Annotated in this window: 18 protein-coding genes; 11 read left to right on the top strand and 7 right to left on the bottom strand. The window is 64.3% G+C overall.

The genetic code is table 11. From position 1 onward, the window contains the following. Positions 1-163 precede the first annotated feature (163 nt). The 4 genes from JJE66_RS25335 to JJE66_RS25320 are packed head-to-tail and all read left to right on the top strand — an operon-like array spanning position 164 to position 3396. Entirely contained in the window at positions 164-997 is an 834-nt protein-coding gene (locus tag JJE66_RS25335; RefSeq protein ID WP_246756658.1) for a branched-chain amino acid ABC transporter permease, read from the top strand. Next, complete coding sequence (locus JJE66_RS25330; RefSeq protein ID WP_200517189.1) at positions 997-1980, top strand: branched-chain amino acid ABC transporter permease; 984 nt, start codon at positions 997-999, stop codon at positions 1978-1980. The genes JJE66_RS25335 and JJE66_RS25330 overlap by 1 nt, the downstream gene beginning before the upstream one ends. Continuing rightward, entirely contained in the window at positions 1977-2708 is a 732-nt protein-coding gene (locus tag JJE66_RS25325; protein WP_200517188.1) for an ABC transporter ATP-binding protein, read from the top strand. Before JJE66_RS25330 ends, JJE66_RS25325 begins: the two co-directional genes overlap by 4 nt. Beyond that, the gene (locus JJE66_RS25320; protein WP_200517187.1) at positions 2692-3396 is read left to right on the top strand and encodes an ABC transporter ATP-binding protein; all 705 of its coding nucleotides are present in this window, start codon (positions 2692-2694) and stop codon (positions 3394-3396) included. Before JJE66_RS25325 ends, JJE66_RS25320 begins: the two co-directional genes overlap by 17 nt. Positions 3397-3431: 35 nt before the next feature. Here JJE66_RS25320 and JJE66_RS25315 read toward each other — a convergent pair whose 3' ends face one another. Next, positions 3432-4112 carry an aldolase gene (locus JJE66_RS25315; RefSeq protein ID WP_200517186.1) on the bottom strand — a complete coding sequence of 227 codons (681 nt, stop codon included), beginning with the start codon at positions 4110-4112 and terminating at the stop codon, positions 3432-3434. A gap of 97 nt (positions 4113-4209) precedes the next feature. Here JJE66_RS25315 and ltnD point away from each other — a divergent pair, with 97 nt between their 5' ends. The 6 genes from ltnD (at position 4210) to JJE66_RS25285 (ending at position 13685) form a co-directional block, all read left to right on the top strand. Beyond that, entirely contained in the window at positions 4210-5127 is a 918-nt protein-coding gene (ltnD, locus tag JJE66_RS25310) for an L-threonate dehydrogenase (RefSeq protein ID WP_200517185.1), read from the top strand. A 13-nt stretch (positions 5128-5140) separates the two neighbouring features. Beyond that, on the top strand, positions 5141-5923 hold the full coding sequence (gene otnI, locus JJE66_RS25305) for a 2-oxo-tetronate isomerase (protein ID WP_200517184.1): 783 nt from the start codon (positions 5141-5143) through the stop codon (positions 5921-5923). Beyond that, on the top strand, positions 5920-7209 hold the full coding sequence (gene otnK, locus JJE66_RS25300) for a 3-oxo-tetronate kinase (protein ID WP_200517183.1): 1290 nt from the start codon (positions 5920-5922) through the stop codon (positions 7207-7209). Before otnI ends, otnK begins: the two co-directional genes overlap by 4 nt. Before the next feature lie 166 nt (positions 7210-7375). Continuing rightward, entirely contained in the window at positions 7376-9067 is a 1692-nt protein-coding gene (locus tag JJE66_RS25295) for a methyl-accepting chemotaxis protein (protein ID WP_200517182.1), read from the top strand. A 246-nt stretch (positions 9068-9313) separates the two neighbouring features. Further along, on the top strand, positions 9314-12493 hold the full coding sequence (locus JJE66_RS25290; protein WP_200517181.1) for an efflux RND transporter permease subunit: 3180 nt from the start codon (positions 9314-9316) through the stop codon (positions 12491-12493). After that, entirely contained in the window at positions 12480-13685 is a 1206-nt protein-coding gene (locus JJE66_RS25285) for an efflux RND transporter periplasmic adaptor subunit (protein ID WP_200517180.1), read from the top strand. Before JJE66_RS25290 ends, JJE66_RS25285 begins: the two co-directional genes overlap by 14 nt. 142 nt (positions 13686-13827) lie before the next feature. Here the strand turns inward: JJE66_RS25285 and JJE66_RS25280 are convergent, their stop codons facing one another. After that, positions 13828-15345, bottom strand: coding sequence for an acetyl-CoA acetyltransferase (locus JJE66_RS25280; protein ID WP_200517179.1), 1518 nt, complete (start codon positions 15343-15345; stop codon positions 13828-13830). A 117-nt stretch (positions 15346-15462) separates the two neighbouring features. Further along, on the bottom strand, positions 15463-16596 hold the full coding sequence (locus JJE66_RS25275; RefSeq protein ID WP_200517178.1) for a nitronate monooxygenase: 1134 nt from the start codon (positions 16594-16596) through the stop codon (positions 15463-15465). Between the two features lie 338 nt (positions 16597-16934). On the opposite strand from JJE66_RS25275, the gene yghU reads away from it, so the two are divergent. Further along, complete coding sequence (gene yghU, locus JJE66_RS25270; RefSeq protein WP_200517177.1) at positions 16935-17804, top strand: glutathione-dependent disulfide-bond oxidoreductase; 870 nt, start codon at positions 16935-16937, stop codon at positions 17802-17804. 173 nt (positions 17805-17977) lie between these two features. Here yghU and JJE66_RS25265 read toward each other — a convergent pair whose 3' ends face one another. The 4 genes from JJE66_RS25265 to JJE66_RS25250 all read right to left on the bottom strand — a co-directional run bounded on the left by JJE66_RS25265 (position 17978) and on the right by JJE66_RS25250 (position 21606). Continuing rightward, positions 17978-18595, bottom strand: a complete 618-nt coding sequence (locus JJE66_RS25265) for a flavin reductase family protein (RefSeq protein WP_200517176.1) — start codon at positions 18593-18595, stop codon at positions 17978-17980. A 173-nt stretch (positions 18596-18768) separates the two neighbouring features. Continuing rightward, entirely contained in the window at positions 18769-20046 is a 1278-nt protein-coding gene (locus JJE66_RS25260) for an acyl-CoA dehydrogenase family protein (RefSeq protein WP_200517175.1), read from the bottom strand. A gap of 285 nt (positions 20047-20331) precedes the next feature. Next, positions 20332-20712: a VOC family protein gene (locus JJE66_RS25255; RefSeq protein ID WP_200517174.1), complete on the bottom strand. Its 381-nt coding sequence runs from the start codon at positions 20710-20712 to the stop codon at positions 20332-20334. Between the two features lie 114 nt (positions 20713-20826). Continuing rightward, positions 20827-21606, bottom strand: a complete 780-nt coding sequence (locus JJE66_RS25250; protein WP_200517173.1) for an SDR family NAD(P)-dependent oxidoreductase — start codon at positions 21604-21606, stop codon at positions 20827-20829. Positions 21607-21708 lie beyond the last annotated feature (102 nt).

Here is a 21708-nt window from a genome sequence, read left to right as displayed (position 1 = left end):
CGTTGTCGCTGGAGGAGCGGGCGCAGCCCGCGTCTCGAAGGACGAGGGTGGGCCATCCTTCGAGACGCGCGCCGGGGCGCGTTCCTCAGGATGAGGACGCAATTCGGGGGACGGACTTTTGACAGCCCAAACCATTATCCAAAGTCTCGCGAGCGGCCTCCTGATGGGCCTGCTCTACGGACTGATCGCCGTCGGCCTCGCGCTGATCTTCGGCCTGATGGACGTCGTGAACTTCGCCCATGGCGAGTTCCTGATGATCGCGATGTACGTGTCCTTCTTCCTGTTCACGTTCTTCGCGATCGATCCCTTGCTGTCGGCGCCGCTGGTTGCCGCCGCGCTGTTCGTGTTCGGTGCGGTGGTCTATCTGTTGGTCGTGCGCTTCGCCATGCGGGCCAAGGCCAACGCCGGCATGGTGCAGATCTTCTCCACCTTCGGCCTCGCCATCGTGATGCGCGGGCTCGCGCAGTTCTTCTTCACGCCGGACTATCGCAGCGTTCCGCATTCCTGGCTCGGCGGCAAGACGATCTCGATCGCCGGCATCTTCCTGCCCGAGCCGCAGCTGATGGGCGCGCTGGTCTCGATCCTGGCCTTTGCGGGGCTCTATCTCTTCATCCATCGCACCGATTTCGGCCGCGCGCTGGAGGCCACCCGTGAAGATCCCGGCGCGGTTGCCCTCGTCGGCATCGACAAGAACCGCGTGTTCGCGCTCGGCTGGGGGCTTGGCGCCGCGCTGGTCGGTCTCGCCGGGGCGATCATGGCGAGCTTCTTCTATATCTATCCCGATGTCGGCGCGTCCTTTGCGCTGATCGCCTATGTCACGGTGGCGCTCGGCGGCTTCGGCAGCGTGTTCGGCGCCTTTGCCGGCGGCATCATCGTCGGCCTCGTCGAGGCCACGACTGCGCTGGTGCTGCCGCCCTCGCTGAAATCGGTCGGCATCTACGCCGTCTATCTGCTCGTTGTCTTCATCCGGCCGCGCGGCCTGTTCGGACAGATGTGATGGACAAGCATTTTACCGCGCGGCGGCGCCGCGACCTCATCATCGCCGCAGTGCTGGCCGGACTCGCAGCGCTCGCGCCGCTGTTCATCAAGGACGTCTATATCCAGAACATCCTGATCCTGACCCTAATGTATGCGGCGCTGTCCCAGAGCTGGAACATCCTGTCCGGCTATTGCGGGCAGATCTCGCTGGGCCACGCGCTTTATTTCGGCATCGGCGCCTACACCACCGAGCTGCTGTTCACCAAATTCGGCGTGCTGCCCTGGTTCGGCATGCTCGCCGGCGGCGCGGTTGCGGCTGTCATCGCGATGGGGCTCGGCTATCCCTTCTTCCGTCTGCGCGGCCATTACTTCGTGATTGCGACCATCGTCATCGCCGAGATCGGGCTACTGCTGTTCCAGAACTGGGATTGGGCCGGGGCCGCGATGGGAATCACCGTTCAGGTGCGCGGCGACAGCTGGCTGAAATTCCAGTTCATGCGCAGCAAGCTGCCGTATTTCTATTTCGCGCTGGCGCTGTGTTGCCTGGCCTGGTTCGTCACCTGGTGGTTAGAGGACTCCAAATGGGGTTTTTGGTGGCGCGCAGTGAAGGACAATCCGGAAGCGGCCGAGAGCCTCGGCGTGGTCGTGTTCAACTCCAAGATGGGCGCGGCTGCGGTCTCGGCTTTCCTCGTTGCCATCGGCGGCGCCTTCTATGCACAGTTTCTCGCCTATATCGATCCTGAGAGCGTGATGGGCTTCCAATTCTCGCTGCTGATGGCGCTCCCGGCGGTGCTCGGCGGCATCGGCACCCTCTGGGGTCCGGTGCTTGGCGCCACTATCCTGATTCCGATGACGGAGCTGACGCGCTCCTATATCGGCGGCTCCGGCCGCGGCGTTGACCTCATCGTGTACGGCGCGCTGATCGTGGCGATCTCGCTGGCGCTGCCGCAAGGACTGGTGAGCCTGTTCTCGCGCGCAAAAGCGAAGGGAGCCACGCGATGACCGCGCTCCTTGAAACCCGCGGCGTCTGGCAGCGTTTTGGTGGCCTCGTCGCCAACAGTGATGTCTCGATCTCGGTCGGCCGCGGCGAGATCGTCGGCCTGATCGGCCCCAACGGCGCCGGCAAATCGACGCTGTTCAATCTGATCGCCGGCGTGCTGCCGCCGACCCAGGGATCAATCTGGTTCGATGGCGAAGACGTCACGGCAATGCCGGCGGCGGAACGCTGCCAGCGCGGCGTCGGACGCACCTTTCAGGTCGTCAAGAGCTTTGAGACCATGACGGTCATCGACAACGTCATCGTCGGCGCGCTCGTCCGCAACACCGTGATGCGTGTGGCGCGCCGCAAGGCCTATGAGGTGCTGGAATTCACCGGCCTTGCCACCCGCGCCGACGTGCTCGCGAGCGATCTCGTGCCGGCCGAGAAGCGCCGTCTCGAAGTCGCCCGCGCGCTCGCGACTGAACCGAAATTGCTTCTGCTCGACGAAGTCCTCACCGGCCTGACGCCGACGGAGGCGCAGACCGGCGTGGCGCTGGTGCGCAAGGTGCGCGATGCCGGCATCACCGTGCTAATGGTCGAGCACGTCATGGAGATCGTGATGCCGCTGGTCGACCGCGCCATCGTGCTCGACCTCGGCAAGGTGCTCGTCGAGGGCAAGCCGTCTGACGTCGTCCGCGATGCCAAGGTGATCAGCGCATATCTGGGAGATCGTCATGCTGTCGGTGCATGAAGTCACGACCGCCTATCAGGGCCTGGTCGCGATCTCCGCGGTCTCGATCGAGGTCGAGAAGGGCGAGATCGTCTGCGTCGCCGGCGCCAATGGCGCGGGTAAGTCGACGCTGCTCAAATCCATCGCCGGCGCCGAGCGGCCGCGCTCGGGCACCGTGATCTTCGACGGCAAGCGCCTCGACGGCATGGCGCAGCATCACGTCACCGCCACCGGCATTGCCTATGTGCCGGAGAACCGCCGCCTGTTCCCGCGCCTGTCGGTGCGCGACAATCTCCGCCTCGGCAGCTATCTCTACCGCGATGACGCGGATCGTGAGGGACCGCTCGATCTCGTCTTCCAGCTGTTTCCGCGCCTGTCCGAACGTCTTGAACAGCGTGCCGAAACGCTCTCCGGTGGCGAGCAGCAGATGCTCGCGATCGGTCGCGCGCTGATGACGCGCCCGCGGCTGTTGATGCTGGACGAGCCCTCGCAAGGCATCATGCCGAAGCTGGTCGACGAGATTTTCCAGGCTGTCTTGCGCATTCGCGACGCCGGCATGACCGTCCTGATCGTCGAGCAGCGCATGGCCGAGTGCCTCGAGATCGCCGACCGCGCCTACATCCTGCAAACCGGCCGCGTGCTGATGCAGGGCGCGGCCGCGGAGATCAAGGGCAATCCGGAGGTGCGGAAGGCGTATCTGGGGCTGTAGGCGCGACCGTTACCACAATGACAAGGGCTCCGGGCTCAACGCCCATGCTCCGGCAGTGTCACCCCGAACACCTTCACCAGATCCGTCACCTGCTCGGGCGACAGATACCGCGGGTTCATCCCGCGCAGCAGCAGGTACAGCTTCGCCGTCTCCTCCAGCTCCTCCATCGCGAACACCGCCGCCTCCAGCGTGTCGCCGGCGACCACGGGGCCGTGATTAGCGAGCAGCACGGATGAATATTTTCCCGCCAGGCCCTTGATCGCATCCGCCACCGCGGGATCACCGGGGCGGTAATAGGGCACGAGCGCCGTGGCGCCGCATTTCATCAGGTAGTAGGCCGTCATCGGCGGCAGCGCGGCGCGCGGATCGATCTCGGGCAGCATCGAGAGCGCGACCGAATGGGTGGAGTGCAGATGCACGATCGCGCGCGCGCTTCCGCGCGTGTCGTAGAGTGCGGTGTGCAGCGGAACTTCCTTGGTCGGCGGATCGCCCGAAATCAGCCGGCCCTGATCGTCCAGCCGCGACAACAGCGCGGGATCGAGGAAGCCAAGCGAGGCGTTGGTCGGCGTCACCAGCCAGCCGCCGCCATCCAGCCTGACGCTGATATTGCCGGAGGAGCCCGGCGTCAGCCCGCGTTCGAACAGGGACCGTCCGAAGCGGCAGATATCCTCACGCAGCCTTGTCTCGTTGCTCGTTTCAGTTCTCATGGCCGTCATGTCTGCTTGTCTCACGCTTTGGCAGCGCGGCCAAGCCGTGTTATTCGAGACGAGAGCCGCCGCAAAAGGCCGGGAAACGTTCGCAAGGGTTAGTTGCATGTCCGCCTCCACATCACAAAATCAGCGTATCGCCGTCATCGGGCTCGGCTCGATGGGATACGGCATGGCGACTTCGCTGAAGCGGGCCGGCCACGCCGTCACCGGCTGCGACGTTTCGGCCGATGCCGTGGCGCGCTTCGTGACGGACGGCGGCGCTGGCGCGAAGACTCCGACGGAGGCAGCCAAGGGCGCGGACATCGTCGTCAGCGTTGTCGTCAATGCCGTGCAGACCGAAACGATTCTGTTCGGCAAGGACGGCGCTGCGGAGACCATGCCGAAGGACAGTGTCTTCATCTCCTCCGCCACCATGGATCCCGACGTAGCGCGGCGCCTCGCAAAGCAGTTGGAGGCGACCGGTCGGCATTATCTGGATGCGCCGATCTCGGGCGGTGCGCAGCGTGCCGCGCAGGGCGAGTTGACGATCCTCGCGTCCGGCAGCCCGACAGCATTTGCAATGGCGCGACCGGCGCTTGATGCCATGGCGGCAAAGCTCTACGAGCTCGGCGATACCGCGGGGCAGGGCGCCGCATTCAAGATGATCAACCAGCTGCTGGCCGGCGTGCATATCGCTGCCGCCAGCGAAGCCATCGCCTTCGCCGCCAAGCAGGGCCTCGACATCCGCAAGGTCTATGAGGTGATCACGGCGTCCGCCGGCAATTCCTGGATGTTCGAGAACCGTATGCCGCACGTGCTCGACGGCGACTACACGCCGCGCAGTGCGGTCGAGATCTTCGTCAAGGATCTCGGCATCATCCAGGACATGGCGCGCAACGCCAGATTCCCGGTGCCGATTTCGGCAGCCGCGCTCCAGATGTTCCTGATGACATCAGCCGCCGGCATGGGCCGCGACGATGATGCGTCGGTGGCGCGGATGTATGCGCAGGTCACCGGCGTAAAACTTCCCGGCGACAAGTAGAAGAGGATTCCCAATGCCCCGTTTCGCCGCCAACCTCTCGATGATGTTCACCGAGGTGCCGTTCCTCGACCGCTTCGATGCCGCAGCGGCGGCCGGCTTCACCGCCGTCGAATTTCTTTTCCCCTACGAGCATCCGGCAGAAGCGCTTGGCGAGCGGCTCAAGCGCAACAGTCTGACGCAGGCGCTGTTCAACCTGCCGCCGGGTGACTGGAATGCCGGCGAGAAGGGTTTTGCGGCGTTGCCGGCGCGCTTCGCCGAACTCAAAGCGAGCTTGGAGACGGCGCTGCCCTATGCAAAGGCCACCGGCGTCAAGCGGCTGCACCTGATGGCCGGCATCGCCAATCGCAGCGAGCGCGTCGCGATCGAGGCTTTTTACAAATCGGTGGCGTGGGCCGCCGAGTTCTTCGCCCCGCACGGCATCGACATCGTGCTCGAGCCGATCAATTCGCGCAACGTGCCCGGCTATTTCCTCAACGATTTCGGCTTCGCGCGCGACCTGATCCAGGAGCTGCGGCTCCCGAACCTGAAGCTCCAGTTCGACATCTATCACTGCCAGATCATCCACGGCGACGTCACCATCCGGCTGCGCGAGATGATGCCGATCATCGGCCACATCCAGATCGCCAGCATTCCGTCGCGCAACGAGCCCGACGGCGAGGAGCTGAACTATCCGTTCCTGTTCGGTGAGCTCGACCGGCTCGGCTATGCCGGTTTCGTCGGCTGCGAATACAATCCGCGCGGCAAGACCACCGATGGCCTCGCCTGGTTCAAGCCTTATGCGGGAGTGAAGCCGTGACTCTTGCCGCGAATATCTCTCTGGGTTGCATCGCCGACGACTATACCGGCGCCTCCGATCTCGCCAACACGCTGACGCGCGCGGGACTGCGCACGGTGCAGACCATCGGCGTGCCCGCCGACGATCTGACGCTACCCGAGGTCGATGCCGTCGTGGTGTCGCTGAAGAGCCGCTCGATCGACGCCGGGCTTGCCGTCTCGCGTTCGCGCGCGGCCGAAAAATGGCTGCGCGGGCGCGGTGCGGGCCATGTGCTGTTCAAGATCTGCTCGACCTTCGATTCTACCGATGCCGGCAATATCGGCCCAGTGATGGACGCGCTGCGCGCCGATTGCGGCGAGGCCGTCGTGCTGGTGACGCCGGCCTTCCCGGAGACCGGCCGTACCGTCTACCAGGGCAATCTGTTCGTCGGCGCCGTGCCGCTGAACGAAAGCCCGCTCAAGGACCATCCGCTCAACCCGATGCACGATTCCAACCTGGTGCGGGTACTGGCGCGCCAGAGCGGAACGAATATCGGCCTGGTCGATCTGGCGACTGTCGCGCGGGGCGCGGCTGCGGTGCGGGCGCGACTGGCCGAACTCGCGGGTGAGGGCATTGGCGCTGCGATCATCGACGCCGTCTTCGACCGCGACCTCGAGACCATCGGTCTCGTCGCCGCGGAGCACCGGCTGTCGGTCGGCGCCTCCGGCATCGGCCTTGGGCTGGCGCGGGCGCTGGTGTCGACGGGCAAGGTCAAATCGGCCGCGGCAAGCAGCGAAACCGACGCTGCGGTCGGCGGATCTGCGGCATGCCTTGCGGGAAGCTGCTCGCAGGCGACGCTCAGGCAGATCGCCAATGCCGAACGTGTCATGCCGGTGTTACATCTGGACCCAGACCGTATTCTTACGGGAGCGAATGAGGTGCAGCATGCGCTGGACTGGGCGAGGCCGCGACTGGCGGAAGGTCCGGTGCTGATTGCGTCGAGCTCGACGCCAGATCAGGTCGCCGCGCTCCAGGCGCGTCACGGCCGCGACGCGGCTGGGCACGGGATCGAGCAGGCGATGGCCGAAATCGCCGAAGATCTCGTGAGATCAGGCGTGCGACGATTGGTCGTCGCAGGCGGCGAGACCTCCGGCGCCGTCGTCGATCGATTGAGCATTCCTGGATTTCTGGTCGGCGCAGAGATAGCCGCGGGCGTCCCGGTGCTGCGCGCGGTGGCCGCCGAAGCAGGCGACATGCTCCTTGCATTGAAGTCCGGCAATTTCGGCGGCCCTGAGTTTTTCTCGGACGCGCTTGGGCTCATGCGCTGAGCGCAGAGCATCCTTAGCCCCCTGTTCATTTCTTTAGGGTTCCGTGCACGTACGGAGTCGTAGTTAACAACCGCTCAGTCGCTTTGTTGTTGTTGGATATAGGCGCCGCCCGCTTTTGGTTGATCCATTCAGGACGCGCCGCCGCGCCAACGTAAAGAGACCCGATATGTTCGCCACCATCTCCATCCGCGCCAAGATCATCAGCGTCGTGGGATTCCTGCTGGTCGCAATGGCCGGTATGGGTCTGCTCGCCGTCATGAAGATGCGGGCGATGAACGCAAACACCACCGAGATCACCACGAACTGGATGCCCAGCGTGCGCGTGCTCGGCGAAATTCGCGCCGCCGTCATTACTTACCGCAACGTGGTCCGCGAGCACATGCTGGCCGAGAAACTGGACGAAAAGATCGCGGCGGAAACGACCGCGGCGACGGTGACCGAGGCGCTGGGGAAAGCTCGCAAGCAGTACGAGGCGATGATTACCTCGCCGGAAGAGCGGACGCTGTACACCGAATGGTCCAAGCAGTGGGCCGACTACCAGAAAGGCGTCGAAGAGGTCATGGAGTTGTCACGTATGGAGGCCGGCAAGGTCCCCCACGCGTCCCATGAGCTGAACTCAAAGACGGTCAACAAGATCGGCCTCAAGTCTGACGAGGTCCTGCAAAAGGATATCGACCTCAACACCAGTGGCGGCAACAAAGCCGCTCAGGATGCCTCGGACAGCTATTTCAATGCATTCATGCTGGTCTCGATCATTCTCGGCGCGGCCGTCGTGACCGGAATCGGCGTCGGCTTCTTCCTCGTCCAGGACGTTTCCAGCGGTATCAACTCGATCACCATGCCGATGCAGGCGCTCGGCAGGGGCGACCTGACTGCTGAAGTCCCGCATCGTGGCGAGAAGACCGAGATCGGCGCCATGGCCGACGTGCTCCAGGTCTTCAAGGAGGCGCTGATCGCCAAGAAGGCGGCCGACGAGGCCGCTGCGGCCGACGCCGAAGCCAAGATCGAGCGTGGCCGTCGTGTCGACAACGTCACCCGCGAATTCGAGACGATGATCGGCGAGATCGTCCAGACCGTGTCGTCGGCCTCGACGCAGTTAGAGGCCTCCGCCTCGACGCTGACCTCCACCGCCGACCGCTCGCAGCGTTTGGCGACCACGGTTGCCGCGGCTTCCGAAGAAGCCTCCACCAACGTGCAGTCGGTGGCTTCGGCCACCGAGGAGATGGCTTCCTCGGTCGGCGAGATCAGTCGCCAAGTGCAGGAATCGGCGCGGATGGCGGGCGACGCCGTCGGCCAGGCCCGTGCCACCACCGAGCGCGTCAGCGAGCTGTCGAAGGCAGCCTCCCGCATCGGCGACGTCGTCGAGCTGATCAACACCATTGCCGGCCAGACCAACCTTTTGGCGCTCAACGCCACCATCGAGGCGGCGCGCGCCGGTGAAGCCGGCCGCGGCTTCGCGGTGGTCGCCTCCGAGGTGAAGGCCCTTGCCGAGCAGACTGCGAAAGCGACCGGCGAGATCGGCCAGCAGATCTCCGGCATCCAGGCGGCGACCAACGATTCGGTCGGCGCGATCAAGGAAATCTCCTCGACCATCGAGCGTCTCTCGGAAATCTCCTCCGCCATCGCCGCCGCGGTGGAAGAGCAGGGCGCGGCCACCCAGGAGATCGCCCGCAACGTCCAGCAGGCGGCCCAAGGCACTCAGCAGGTGTCCTCCAACATCACCGACGTGCAGCGTGGCGCCACCGAAACCGGCACGGCCTCCTCGCAGGTGCTGTCGGCGGCGCAGATGCTGTCGAACGACAGCACCCGACTCAAGACCGAGGTCAGCAAGTTCCTGACCAACGTCCGCGCGGCGTAAGCCGGAAAGCGATAACGGTTCTGTAAGCGGCGCCTTCGGGCGCCGCTTTTTTTGCGTAGTTGAAAGCCGGCTCTGGGATAGTCCGAATGCAGGCTGCATATCTGGAATGCGATTTCGCTATGCAATAGCAGGGAAGTGACTGCACGTGACGCGCTGTCGTTGGCCATTTTGGCGGTGTTCGGGTAAATCAGCTGAGGAAGCCGCGGGGGCGGATTCCCTGTCCCCTGATTTGGAATTACCTGACGAATGATTGCTCTGGTCCGTATTGCCCTGAGCCGGCCCTACACGTTTGTCGTGCTCGCGCTCCTGCTCCTGATCATCGGACCGCTGGCAGCGCTGCGGACGCCGACCGACATCTTTCCCGAGATCCGCATCCCTGTGATCGGCGTGGTCTGGCAATACACCGGCTTGCCGCCGGACCAGATGTCCGGCCGCATCACCACGCCGTTTCAGCGCGCTCTGACCACCACCGTCAACGACATCGAGCACATCACGGCCAACTCCTATAATGGCTTTGGCATCATCAAGATCTTCTTTCAGCCCAGCGCCGATATCCGCACCGCCAACGCCCAGGTCACCGCGATCTCGCAGACGCTGATCAAGCAGATGCCGCCGGGCGCGACGCCGCCCCTGATCCTGAACTATTCCGCCTCGACCGTACCGATCCTCCAGGTGGCGCTGTCGGGCGACGGGCTGACTGAGCAGAACCTCGCCGACATCGGCATCAACCAGCTTCGCACGCCGCTGGTCACCGTACCCGGTGCTGCGATCCCGTATCCGTTCGGCGGCAAGCAGCGACAGATTCAGATCGACCTCGACCCGACCGCGCTCCAGGCCCGTGGGCTGTCCGGCCAGGACGTCGCCAATGCGCTCGCCGCCCAAAACCTGATCACGCCGGTCGGCACCCAGAAGATCGGCACCTTCGAGTACAGCATCCAGCTCAACAACTCGCCGCTCAAGATCGAAGAGCTCGGCAATTTGCCGATCAGGACCGTCAACGGCGCGATGGTCTATGTGCGCGATGTCGCGACAGTGCGTGACGGCAATCCGCCGCAGACCAACATCGTCCATGTCGACGGCAACCGCTCGGTGCTGATGATGGTGCTGAAAGCGGGCGCGACCTCGACGCTCGACATCATCGCCGGCATCAAGCAGAAGGTGATCGACGTCAAGGACCAGATGCCTGACGCGCTCAAGATCGGCTTCATCGGCGACCAGTCGGTATTCGTCCGCGGCGCTATCCAGGGTGTCGCCTTCGAGGGCGTGATCGCCGCGCTGCTCACCAGCGTCATGATCCTGCTGTTCCTCGGCAGCTGGCGCTCGACCGTGATCATCGCGGTCTCAATTCCGCTGTCGGTGCTCGGCGCCATCATCATGCTGTCGGCGATCGGCGAGACGCTGAACATCATGACGCTCGGCGGGCTTGCACTCGCGGTCGGCATCCTCGTCGACGACGCCACCGTGACCATCGAGAACATCAACTATCATCTCGAGCAGGGCAAGCCGGTCGAGCAGTCGATCCTCGACGGCGCCAACCAGATCGTGACGCCGGCTTTCGTCTCGCTGCTCTGCATCTGCATCGTGTTCGTGCCGATGTTCTTCCTTTCCGGCGTCGCGCGATTCCTGTTCGTGCCGATGGCCGAAGCCGTGATGTTCGCGATGATCTGGTCGTTCTTCCTGTCGCGCACGCTAGTGCCGACCATGGCGAACTATCTGTTGCAGGCGCATGTCCACCACGGGGGCGAGCCGCCAAAGTCGCGCAATCCGCTTGTCTGGTTCCAGCGCGGTTTCGAGAAGCGCTTCGAACGTATTCGCGGCGGCTATCATGGCCTGTTGGGAACGGCGCTGGCGCATCGCGCGATGTTCGTTATCGGCTTCCTCTGTGTGGTCGGCGCGTCGTTTGCACTGGTGCCGTTCCTCGGTCGCAACTTCTTCCCCGCGGTCGACGCCGGCAACATCCTGATGCACGTCCGCACCCAGGTCGGCACCCGCGTGGAGGAAACCGCCAACCAGCTCGCCGACGTGCAGAAGGCGATCCGCAAGCTGATCCCTGGCGAGATCGAGACGCTGACCGATAACATCGGCATGCCGATCTCCGGCATCAATATGACCTACAACAACACCGGCGTGATCGGGCCGCAGGACGGCGACATCCAGATCAAGCTCAAGGAGGGTCACAAGCCGACCGAGGAGCACGTGCGTGTGCTGCGCGAGCAATTGCCGCGGCTGTTTCCGGGCGTCAGCTTCGCCTTCCTGCCCGCCGATATCGTCAGCCAGATTCTGAACTTTGGCGCGCCGGCGCCGATCGATCTCCAGGTCCGGGGCGCCAACGCCGCTGCCAATTTCGCCTACGCCAACAAGCTGCTCGCAAAGGTCCGGCGTATTCCTGGCGTGGCTGACGCGCGCATTCAGCAGTCACCAAGCAACCCGACCTTCAATATCGATGTCGACCGCACCCGCGCGCAATATGTCGGCCTGACCGAGCGCGACGTCACCAACAGCCTCGTGGTCAATCTCGCCGGCTCCTCGCAGGTCGCGCCGACCTACTATCTCAATCCGGACAACGGCGTGTCCTATTCGATCGTGATGCAGACGCCGCAATACCAGATCGATTCGCTCAGCGCGCTCCAGACGCTGCCGATCACGGCGGCCGGAAATTCACAGTCACCGATCCTCGGCGGCATCGCCGACATCAAGCGCTCGACGTCGAGCGCAGTGGTGTCGCAATACGACATCCAGACGCTGGTGCAGATCTTCGCGACGCCATCGGGCCGCGATCTCGGCGCGGTCGCCGCCGACATCCGCCAGCTGATCGCCGACACGGCCAAGGAGGTGCCGAAGGGATCTTCCGTGGTGCTGCTCGGTCAGGTGCAGACCATGAACAGCGCTTTCACCGGCCTGCTGTTCGGCTTGTTAGGGGCGGTTGTGCTGATCTACTTCCTGATCGTCGTGAACTTCCAGTCCTGGTCCGATCCGTTCGTGATCATCACCGCGCTGCCAGCAGCCCTTGCCGGCATCGTCTGGATGCTGTTCACGACGCAGACCACACTGTCGGTGCCGGCGCTCACCGGCGCCATCATGTGCATGGGCGTCGCCACCGCCAACAGCGTGCTCGTGATCTCCTTCGCCCGCGAGCGCTATGAGGAGCTCGGCGACCCCATCGCTGCGGCCCTGGAAGCCGGCTTCGTCCGGTTTCGGCCGGTGCTGATGACCGCGCTCGCCATGATCATCGGCATGGCGCCGATGGCTCTCGGGCTGGGCGAGGGTGGCGAGCAGAACGCGCCGCTTGGCCGTGCCGTGATCGGCGGCCTGATCTTTGCAACCTTTGCCACGCTGATATTTGTTCCGGTGGTGTTCAGCATGGTACATAAGAAACAAGGCGCCAAAGCCGCCGCTCCCTTGGAGACTCCGAATGTCGCCCACTGAACCCCGCTCCCCGGTGTCGCACCGGAAACTGGGCATTTTCGGCGTGGTGGCGCTGATTGCGGCAGGCCTCGTGGTCGGCACCGGCATTCGCGCGCGGGAGGAGCAGGGCTCCAAGCTGAAGGAATGGACCGATGACCAGGCCATTCCAAACGTTGCGGTGACGCTGCCCAGCGCCAAGGCGCTCAATTCCACGATCGACCTGCCGGGCCGGCTCGAGGCCTATTACCGCGCCCCGATCTTCGCCCGCGTCTCCGGCTATCTCAAAAGCTGGAGCGCCGATATCGGCGCCCGCGTCAAGACAGGACAGGTGATCGCCGAGATCGAGGCGCCCGATCTCGACCAGCAGCTCTTGCAGGCGCGCGCCGACCTCGCCAGCCAGCAGGCCAGCGCCAGACTGTCGGAGGCAACGCTGAACCGCCGCAAGACGCTGGTCGCCTCCAACTTCGTCTCTGCCCAGGAGATCGACGAGCGCACCGCCGATCTCTCCAACAAGAACGCTGCCGTTCATTCGGGACAGGCCAATGTCGAGCGCCTCGAGGCGCTGGCCGGCTACAAGAAGATCACGGTGCCATTCGATGGCGTGGTGACGGCGCTCGATACTGACGTCGGCGCGCTGATCAACGCGGGTGGCGGCTCCGGTCCGGCGATGTTCGTCGTCTCCGATATCACCAAGTTGCGCGTCTACGTCAACGTTCCCCAGAACTATGTGCCGGCGATCAAGATCGGCGCCAAGGCCACCATGGTGATGCCGGAATACCCCAACCGGACCTTCCAGGCGACCGTGGAGGCCTCCTCGCAGGCCGTCGATGTCGCCTCGGGCACCACGCGCATGCAGCTCGGGCTCGACAATTCCAGCGGCGAGCTGATGCCCGGCGGCTATGCCAGCGTGAAACTCAGTTTGCAGCGCGACACCGCGCCGCTGAGCATCCCCGCCAGTGCCCTGATCTTCAACGGCAGCGGCCTGCGTGTCGCGACCGTCGGCGTGGACGACAAGGTGCAGTTCAAGACCGTGACCATCGCGCGCGACCTCGGCAAGGAGATCGAGCTCGCTTCGGGCATCGCGCCGGACGACCGGGTCATCACCGCCCCGCCGGACGGCCTGTCCGACGGTGATCAAGTGCGTGTGGTCGGCGGTGCCGGCGCGAAGGGCAAGCCGGCGACGGCGTCCGAGACGCAGCCGCCGAAGGGCTGAGGCGCTCTTGTAGGGTGGGTTAGCCGTAGGCGTAACTCACCAACTTCGTCCCGCATTCGCTGAAGCATGGTGGGTTACGCCGAGCAGATGCGCTTCGCGCATCTGCAGGGCTAACCCACCCTACGAGAGTCGCGGGTGCAGCTTACGCCACCCGCCACTCCGGCACACCATCGGCGGCCATCGTGATCTCCCCGAGCGAACCGACCGGCGTGCGATCCGTGTTGAGCAGATGCGCCAGCGTCGTCGTATCGCCGGCCGGAATTCGCGCCAGCGTCCGCCGGTCATCCTGCGTCCGCAGCATCACCACGCCATGTTCGACATCGCCGCCGCGGCCATAGAGCACCGTAAAGCTCTCGACCTTGCCTTTGCCCGAAGCCTCCGTGACGAACTCCGGCACCGCGCGCTTGTTGCGGTCGGCCTCCGCCCGAACACTCGTCTCCTGCGCCAGCGCCTCGCGCGGTGGCATCTTTGAGACGACGAGCGCGTGGTGCTTGGTGACGAAGCCGCCCTGGCCGTAGAGCAGGCCGAGCTTGGCGCCGTCGCGCACACGGCGCACCATGGCGCAGGCTGCATGCGTCATGTAGGTGTTGAGCGGCGCACCGAAGAAGGTGAGCCCGCCGGTTACGGTGGGTTGCACGTCGGCGCCTAAGCCCAGCGTCCGCCGTGCCATCTTCGGGACGCAGGGGAAGCAGCTATAGAGCTCGATCGCGTCGAAATTTTTGCCGTCGCCGCCGGCCAGATCCATTGCGGTCTTCAGCACCGCGTTCTGTGGATGGCTCTCATAGAACTGGTCGCGCAGGAGATAGTCGGGCCGCTCCTCGGCTGACGCGCCGCCGAGCGGATAGACCAGTCTGTGCTCGGCGATGCCGGCGGCGCGCGCCTTGGCAAGGCTGGTGAGCAGCAGCGCGCCGCCCATGTTGACGCTGGGGTTGGCGACCATGAGCTTGTTGTAGGGCCACGCGATCAGCCGGTTGTCCGCCGACGGCGTCGTGATCTCGTCCCGCGTATAGCGTCGCTTCAGCCAGGCGTTGGGGTTTTGCGCGGCGGCTTCCGAATAGCGCGACCACAGCGTGCCGGACTCTGCCATGGCCTCACGCGGCGTCTGGCCCCAATGCGCGGCCGATGCTGCTTCATAGAACGGATAGACCGTGACAGGTCGGAACACGCCGAGCTTGATCGCCAGTGGCTTCTGGAACGCCGCGCCGCGCTTCGGCTCCTCGACATCATGCGCAAACGGCGTCCATGGCAGCTTGACACCCGCGCGCTCGGCCTTGGTCGCGGTCGATTGTGCCTCGGCGCCGCAGACCGCCGCGACGGCACATTCTCCGCGCGCGATGCGCTTGGTGGCCTCGTGGACATAACGGATCGGGCTCTCGCCGCCGACCGGGCCGTAATAGCAATGCACGGGCGTGACGCCGAGCCGCTGCGCCAGCAGCTTCTCGGGATCGCGATAGCGCCAGCTCAGGAAGTTGACGACGTCGAGCGACTGCACCTCGCCGAGCAGCTTCGCGCCGGCATCAGCCTCGGCGCGCCGCAAGGCTTGTTCGAGCAGATCGATCGGCTCGAGGCCCTCGGTGATCTCCTTGGGGCGGTCGACGATCTCGCCGATGCCGACGATGGCGGGGATGCGGTCTTCTGAAAGGCTTGTCTTATCTGTCATGACCTCAATTCACGATATCAGTTGTCTCGTCATTGCGAGCGAAGCAAAGCAATCCAGACTGTCTCCGCGGAAAGATTCTGGATTGCTTCGCTTCGCTCGCAATGACGATACGGGCGATTACTCCGCCACCAGCGCATTCATGTGCTCGACGGCTTCGGCAAACTCTTCTTTGAATTCCTGCACCACCGCACCCGCCGACTTCACGCTGTCGATGAGCCCGACGCCCTGGCCGACGAAGTAGCTGACGAGGTCGCGCGCCTTGGCGTTGCCGGCGGCGGCCGCGCGATCGATCGAATTGAAGGCGTCGCGGCTGATGACGCTTTGCAGCGGCATCGGCAGCGCGCCCGGGCTTTCCGGCGCGCGATCCCAGGCATCGGTCCAGACCGAGCGAAGTTGCCGTGCGGGCTTGCCGGTGCGTCCCTTCGAGCGGATCGCGTCGCGCGAGGACGCCGCGATCATCTTCTCGCGAAAAATTTCCGACGTCTCAGCTTCCACCGTCGCCAGCCACACCGAACCGGTCCAGGCGCCGGCCGCGCCCATCGCCATGCAGGCCGCCATCTGTCGTCCCGTCATAATGCCGCCGGCTGCCAGCACCGGCACGTCGCGGATCGGCTTGATCGCCTTGATCACCTCCGGCACCAGCACCAGGGTCGAGACCTCGCCGCAATGGCCGCCGGCTTCGGTGCCCTGCACGACGAGGATATCAACGCCGGCTGCAACCTGGCGCAGCGCGTGCTCCTTGGCGCCGACGAGAGCTGCGACCGGCACGTTGTGCTTCCTGCCCATCTCGATCATCGCCTTCGGCGGTACGCCCAGCGCATTGGCAATCAGCCGGATCGGGTGATCGAAGGAGACCTCCAGCAACTCCAGCGCCGTCTTCGCGTCGAACGGCTGCGGCTGGTTGTCGGCCACATCAGTTGTCGTCAGCTCGATATCGTACTTCTTCAGGAGATCGCTGGTGTACTTGCGGTGCTCCTGTGGCACGCGTGCTTCCAGGCTCTTCCAGGTCACGTCCTTCTCGCCTGATGTCGAGATGTTTTCCGGAATCAGCACGTCGATGCCGTAGGGCTTGCCGTCGACATGCGCGTCGATCCATGTCAGCTCGCGTTCGAGCGTATCCGGCGTGTGCACGGTGGCGCCGAGCACGCCAAAGCCGCCGGCGCGGCTGACGGCAGCAACGACGTCGCGGCAATGGCTGAAGGCGAGCAGCGGGAACTCGATGCCCAGCATGTCGCAGATCGGCGATTTCATGGCTTTCTCCCGGCGGCCTTCGACGACGCTAGTCCATCGTCATTTGCGATGCCATGCCGGATTCCCCTGCGCATCTTGCGTGCAGGCGTCACGTCACGTGACGAGAAATGGGTCGCCCATGCGTCGGCGCCTACCGGCGGATCTGCGACGAAGTCGTGGCGAGGGATATCAGGGTTTTGTGATGGAAGCGGAGGCGCAGCCGCGCAGCGTGGTGGCGGGTTAGGCCGGATGCATGACCCGGGCCTGAGGCCCGCGCCCCGCGCAGACCCGGCAGGCCTTGTCATCGGCCGTCCGCGGGCTAATTAATGCAGGCGCATCTTTTGGCCGGAGCCCCTCGCATGACCGAAACGCCTTACGTGCCGCCTAAAGTCTGGACCTGGGACAAGGAGAGCGGCGGGCAGTTCGCCAGTATCAACCGTCCGATCGCCGGTCCCACCCACGACAAGGAGCTGCCGGTCGGCAAGCATCCCTTCCAGCTCTATTCGCTGGCGACGCCGAATGGCGTCAAAGTCACTGTGATGTTCGAGGAATTGCTGGCCGCAGGCCACAGCGGCGCGGAATATGACGCCTGGCTGATCAAGATCGACGGCAACCAGTTCGGCAGCGGCTTTGTCGGGGTCAACCCCAACTCGAAGATTCCGGCGCTGATGGATCGCAGCGGGCCGACGCCGATCAGGATCTTCGAGTCCGGCGCGATCCTGGTGCACCTTGCGGAAAAGTTCGGTGCTTTCCTGCCGACCAGCGGCCAGGCGCGGGCGGAAACCCTGTCCTGGCTGTTCTGGCAGATGGGTAGCGCGCCGTTTCTCGGCGGCGGCTTCGGCCACTTCTATGCCTATGCGCCGACCAAGATCGAATACGCCATCAACCGCTATGCGATGGAAGTGAAGCGCCAGCTCGACGTGCTCGACCGCCGTCTTGCGGACAACGAATATCTCGCGGGCAAAGAGTACACCATCGCCGATATGGCGGTGTGGCCATGGTACGGCGCGCTCGCCAAGGGGCTGGTCTATGGCGCCGGCGAATTCCTGTCGGTGCACGACTACAAGAACGTGCAGCGCTGGACCGACCAGATCGCCAAGCGCCCGGCGGTGAAGCGCGGCCGCATGGTCAACCGCATCTCCGGCGATCCCGCCAGCCAGCTTCACGAGCGCCACGACGCGAGCGATTTCGAGACCAAGACGCAGGACAAGATCGCGCCGGCGATGTAGGCTTCCTTCTTCACCTCGCCCCGCTTGCGGGGAGGTCGAATTCGATCGCAGATCGAATTCGGGTGAGGGGGACTCTCCACGCGTCCAATTCTCACTACCCCTGCGGAGACTCCCCCTCACCCCAACCCTCTCCCCGCAAGCGGGGCGAGGGAGCGCACCGCCGCCGTGGCGCGCTACTTGCCCTTCGCACCCTCTGCCGCGGGAAACACCACGCGGTCATCGGTGCGGCAGTAGCGGTCGGCGAACATGCGGCCGATCGGGTGATAGCGATCCATATGCACCCGCATCGCCTCGTCGTCCCAGAGCTCGTCGCGGATGTGGAAGTGGATGCCTTCCCCCATGATCAGCCGGCGATCGTCGTTGACGTCGATCATCTTCCAGAGCTTGCACTCCATCGCCCAGGGTGTGTCGGCCAGCCGCGGCACGGCGATCTTGCTTGAGGGTGCGAGCGTCAAGCCGAGATAGTCGGGCTCGCCGATCTCGGGCGGAAAGTCGCCGCTGCTCTCATGCATCGCCCTCGCCAGCGGCTCGTCTGCGATGTTGACGACGAACTCGCCGGTCCGCTGGATGTTGAGGAAGGTGTCCTTGTCCTGTCCGTTGGGCTTGCGGTTCGCCGCAAACATGCAAAGCGGCGGATCCTCGCAGAACGCGTTGAAGAAGCTGAAGGGCGCGGCGTTGACTACGCCGGTCGGCCCGACCGAGGTCACCCATGCGATCGGCCGCGGCAGGATAAAGGACGTCAGCACCTTGTAGCGCTCGCGTGGCGTCAGGTCGCTGGCGGCGTATTCCATGGATGCTCCGTTTCTTTCTTCGCCTCTCCCCGCTTGCGGGGAGAGGCCGACGCGCGGAACGCGCGGCGGGTGAGGGGGACTCTCCGCGAGTCCGTCTCGTACCTTCTTCGTGGAAGCAGCCCCTCACCCCAACCCTCTCCCCGTAAGAACGGGGAGGGGGAGAGGAAAGACCTTTACGCCATGCTCAGCTCGTGACGACCCACCACCATCCAGTGCACCTCGTCCGGACCGTCGGCAAAGCGCAAATGGCGGACGTCCTGGTACATCTCGGCCAGCGGGGTCCAGTGCGAGATGCCGGTGGCGCCGTGCATCTGGATCGACTGGTCGATGATCTTGCAGGCGCGCTCGGGCACCATGGCCTTGACCATGGAGACCCAGACGCGGGCCTCCTTGTTGCCGAGCACGTCCATGGCCTTCGCCGCCTTCAGCACCATCAGCCGCATCGCCTCGATCTCGCAGCGGGCCTGCGCGATGATTTGCATGTTGCCGCCGAGATGGGCGATCTTCTTGCCGAAGGCTTCGCGGGTGAGGCCACGCTGCACCATCAAATCGAGCGCCTTCTCGGCCTTGCCGATGGTGCGCATGCAGTGATGGATGCGGCCGGGCCCAAGGCGGAGCTGCGAGATCTCGAAGCCGCGGCCTTCGCCGAGCAGCATGTTCTCCTTGGGCACGCGCACATTGTTGAAGCGCATGTGCATGTGGCCGCGCGGAGCGTGGTCCTGACCGAACACATACATGGGACCGAGCACCTCGACGCCGGGCGTGTCGCGCGGCACCAGGATCTGCGACTGCTGCTTGCTCGGGGCGGCATCCGGATTGGTCTTCACCATTACGATGAGGATCTTGCAGCGGGGATCGCCGACGCCGGAGATGTAATATTTCTCGCCGTTGATGACCCATTCATCGCCGACGAGCTTTGCCGTGGTCGAGATGTTCTTGGCGTCAGAGGAGGCGACGTTCGGCTCGGTCATGACATAGGCCGAGCGGATCTCGCCGTTCATCAGCGGCTTCAGCCACTTCTCCTTCTGCTCCTTGGTGCCGACGCGCTCCAGCACCTCCATGTTGCCGGTGTCCGGCGCCGAACAGTTCATGCTCTCGGAGGCTAGCGGGCTCTTGCCGAGTTCGGAGGCGATATAGGCGTAGTCGAGATTCTTCAGGCCCTGGCCGGTCTCGTCATCGGGCAGGAAGAAGTTCCAGAGGCCTTCTTTCTTGGCCTTGTTCTTCGCGACCTCCAGCACCTCGAGCTGCTTCGGCGTAAAGCTCCAGCGGTCTTGCTTGCCTTCGCCTGCCTTGGCGAACTCGATCGACATCGGCTCGACGGTGTCGCGGATGAACTTCCTGACGTGATCGTAGAGCGGCCGGACCTGGTCCGACATGCGGAGGTCGTTGAGCTCGTCGCCGGGATTGAGCGTGTAGTTGGTGGTGCGGGGAATGTAGGTGTGTTTTGTCATTGTTCCTCCCGGGGTCACTGATCGCGTTGGGCCGGAGAATAGTCGCAGCGCGCGCAAAGTGCGAGCGCGCATTTTCTCACGCGAGCCATGCCATGCGATGGAATTTCGCGGGGCGTTTGAAATGTTGTTTGAATGACTGGGGCGCAGGCCGGCCAGAGCGCCGTCCGATCCTCAGGACTCCGTCATTGCGAGCGCAGCGAAGCAATCCAGAATATTACCGCGGCGGCAGTCTGGATTGCTTCGTCGCAAGAGCTCCTCGCAATGACGAGGAGAGCCCGGTCGGCATCAAGCCGGCATCCGATGCATCGCGCAGATCTTGTTGCCGTCGAGGTCGCGCAGATAAGCGAGATAGAGCTTGTTCCCCGCGCCCTCGCGGATGCCGGGCGGATTCTCGATCGGCGTTCCACCGGCGGCGACGCCGGCGGCGTGCCACTTGTCGACCTGCTCAGGCGAGTTGGCCGCAAAGCCAATGGTGCCGCCATTCGCGCAGGTTGCCGCCTCGCCGTTGATCGGCTTGGTCACCGAGAACACGCCGGTCTTGGTGATGTAGAAAATGCGATGACCGTCGACCCTGGCCGGCCGCACTTCGAGCGTGCTCAGCAAATTGTCGTAAAAGGTCTTGGCCTTGTCGAGGTCGTTGGTGCCGACCATGATGTGTGAAAACATTTTGCCCTGTTCCCTCAGAGTGTGTAGCCCGGATGGAGCGCAGCGAAATCCGGATCTATTGCTTTTGGTAATCCCGGATTGCGCTGCGCTCCATCCGGGTTACGTGCTCAAGAATCAAAACGCCGTATAGCCGCCGTCGATCACGAACGTATCCGCGGTGTGATACGACGACGCCTTGCTCATCAGATACACCGCGATGCCGCCGAAATCGCTGGCCTCGCCGAAGCGGCGCACCGGAATCCGCGGCATCACGTTGGCGACGAACTTCTCGTTCGCCATGATGCCCGCGGTCATGTCGCTCTTGATCCAGCCGGGCAGGATCGCGTTCGCGGTGACACCGTGGCGGGCGAGCTCGACACCAAGTGCGCGCACCAGCGCGTTGATGGCGGCCTTGGTCGCGGCATAGTGCTCGTTGCGCGCGGTGCCGAAGATCGAGGCGAGGCTCGATGTCGCCACCAGCCGCCCGAAGGGATCGCCGGCATTGGCGCGATCGGTCATGTGCCTCGCAGCAGCCTGAAAGGCGTGGAACACGCCGTCGAGATTGGTCGCAAACATCGTGCGCCATTCCTCCTCGGTGCGCTCGATGAAGGACCTGCGGCCACCGCCGCCAATGCCGGCATTGGCAAAGCAGCCGTCGACCCGGCCGAACGTATCCAACGTGGCCTTCATCGCGGCATTGACGGAAGCCGGATCGGTGACGTCGCAGACGCGGGTGTCGACCTTGCCGGAGAGGCCCGCCATGCTCGCGGCAGCGGCCTTATTCTTGTCGGCATTGCGACCCCAGATCGAGACGTTGCAGCCCTGGCCTGCCAGCGCCTGCGCGATGCCGAGCCCGATACCGCCATTGCCGCCGGTGATCACGGCGACGCGGCCGGTGAGGTCGAAAAGGTTCATGGCGCGTTTCCTGTTTTTTGCAAGACTTCTTGGCAAGGTATCCTGGCATGACGCTCGTCAGCCGCTGCGCGCAAGATTGCTTGCTATGCTCTGATCACCATG

This window comes from Bradyrhizobium diazoefficiens, assembly GCF_016612535.1.
Classification (GTDB): domain Bacteria; phylum Pseudomonadota; class Alphaproteobacteria; order Rhizobiales; family Xanthobacteraceae; genus Bradyrhizobium; species Bradyrhizobium diazoefficiens_C.
Note: the sequence above shows the minus strand (reverse complement) of the source record. Positions and strands in the feature narration are given on the sequence as shown.

Coding starts and splice junctions, on each gene's coding strand:
- JJE66_RS25250 (WP_200517173.1), bottom strand. CDS start 21,606: ATGAACCTTTTCGACCTCACCGGCCGCGTCGCCGTGATCACCGGCGGC.
- JJE66_RS25275 (WP_200517178.1), bottom strand. CDS start 16,596: ATGAAATCGCCGATCTGCGACATGCTGGGCATCGAGTTCCCGCTGCTC.
- JJE66_RS25265 (WP_200517176.1), bottom strand. CDS start 18,595: ATGGAATACGCCGCCAGCGACCTGACGCCACGCGAGCGCTACAAGGTG.
- JJE66_RS25295 (WP_200517182.1), top strand. CDS start 7,376: ATGTTCGCCACCATCTCCATCCGCGCCAAGATCATCAGCGTCGTGGGA.
- ltnD (WP_200517185.1), top strand. CDS start 4,210: ATGTCCGCCTCCACATCACAAAATCAGCGTATCGCCGTCATCGGGCTC.
- yghU (WP_200517177.1), top strand. CDS start 16,935: ATGACCGAAACGCCTTACGTGCCGCCTAAAGTCTGGACCTGGGACAAG.
- JJE66_RS25320 (WP_200517187.1), top strand. CDS start 2,692: ATGCTGTCGGTGCATGAAGTCACGACCGCCTATCAGGGCCTGGTCGCG.
- JJE66_RS25260 (WP_200517175.1), bottom strand. CDS start 20,046: ATGACAAAACACACCTACATTCCCCGCACCACCAACTACACGCTCAAT.
- JJE66_RS25285 (WP_200517180.1), top strand. CDS start 12,480: ATGTCGCCCACTGAACCCCGCTCCCCGGTGTCGCACCGGAAACTGGGC.
- JJE66_RS25255 (WP_200517174.1), bottom strand. CDS start 20,712: ATGTTTTCACACATCATGGTCGGCACCAACGACCTCGACAAGGCCAAG.
- JJE66_RS25330 (WP_200517189.1), top strand. CDS start 997: ATGGACAAGCATTTTACCGCGCGGCGGCGCCGCGACCTCATCATCGCC.
- JJE66_RS25290 (WP_200517181.1), top strand. CDS start 9,314: ATGATTGCTCTGGTCCGTATTGCCCTGAGCCGGCCCTACACGTTTGTC.
- JJE66_RS25280 (WP_200517179.1), bottom strand. CDS start 15,345: ATGACAGATAAGACAAGCCTTTCAGAAGACCGCATCCCCGCCATCGTC.
- JJE66_RS25315 (WP_200517186.1), bottom strand. CDS start 4,112: ATGACGGCCATGAGAACTGAAACGAGCAACGAGACAAGGCTGCGTGAG.
- JJE66_RS25335 (WP_246756658.1), top strand. CDS start 164: ATGGGCCTGCTCTACGGACTGATCGCCGTCGGCCTCGCGCTGATCTTC.
- JJE66_RS25325 (WP_200517188.1), top strand. CDS start 1,977: ATGACCGCGCTCCTTGAAACCCGCGGCGTCTGGCAGCGTTTTGGTGGC.
- otnI (WP_200517184.1), top strand. CDS start 5,141: ATGCCCCGTTTCGCCGCCAACCTCTCGATGATGTTCACCGAGGTGCCG.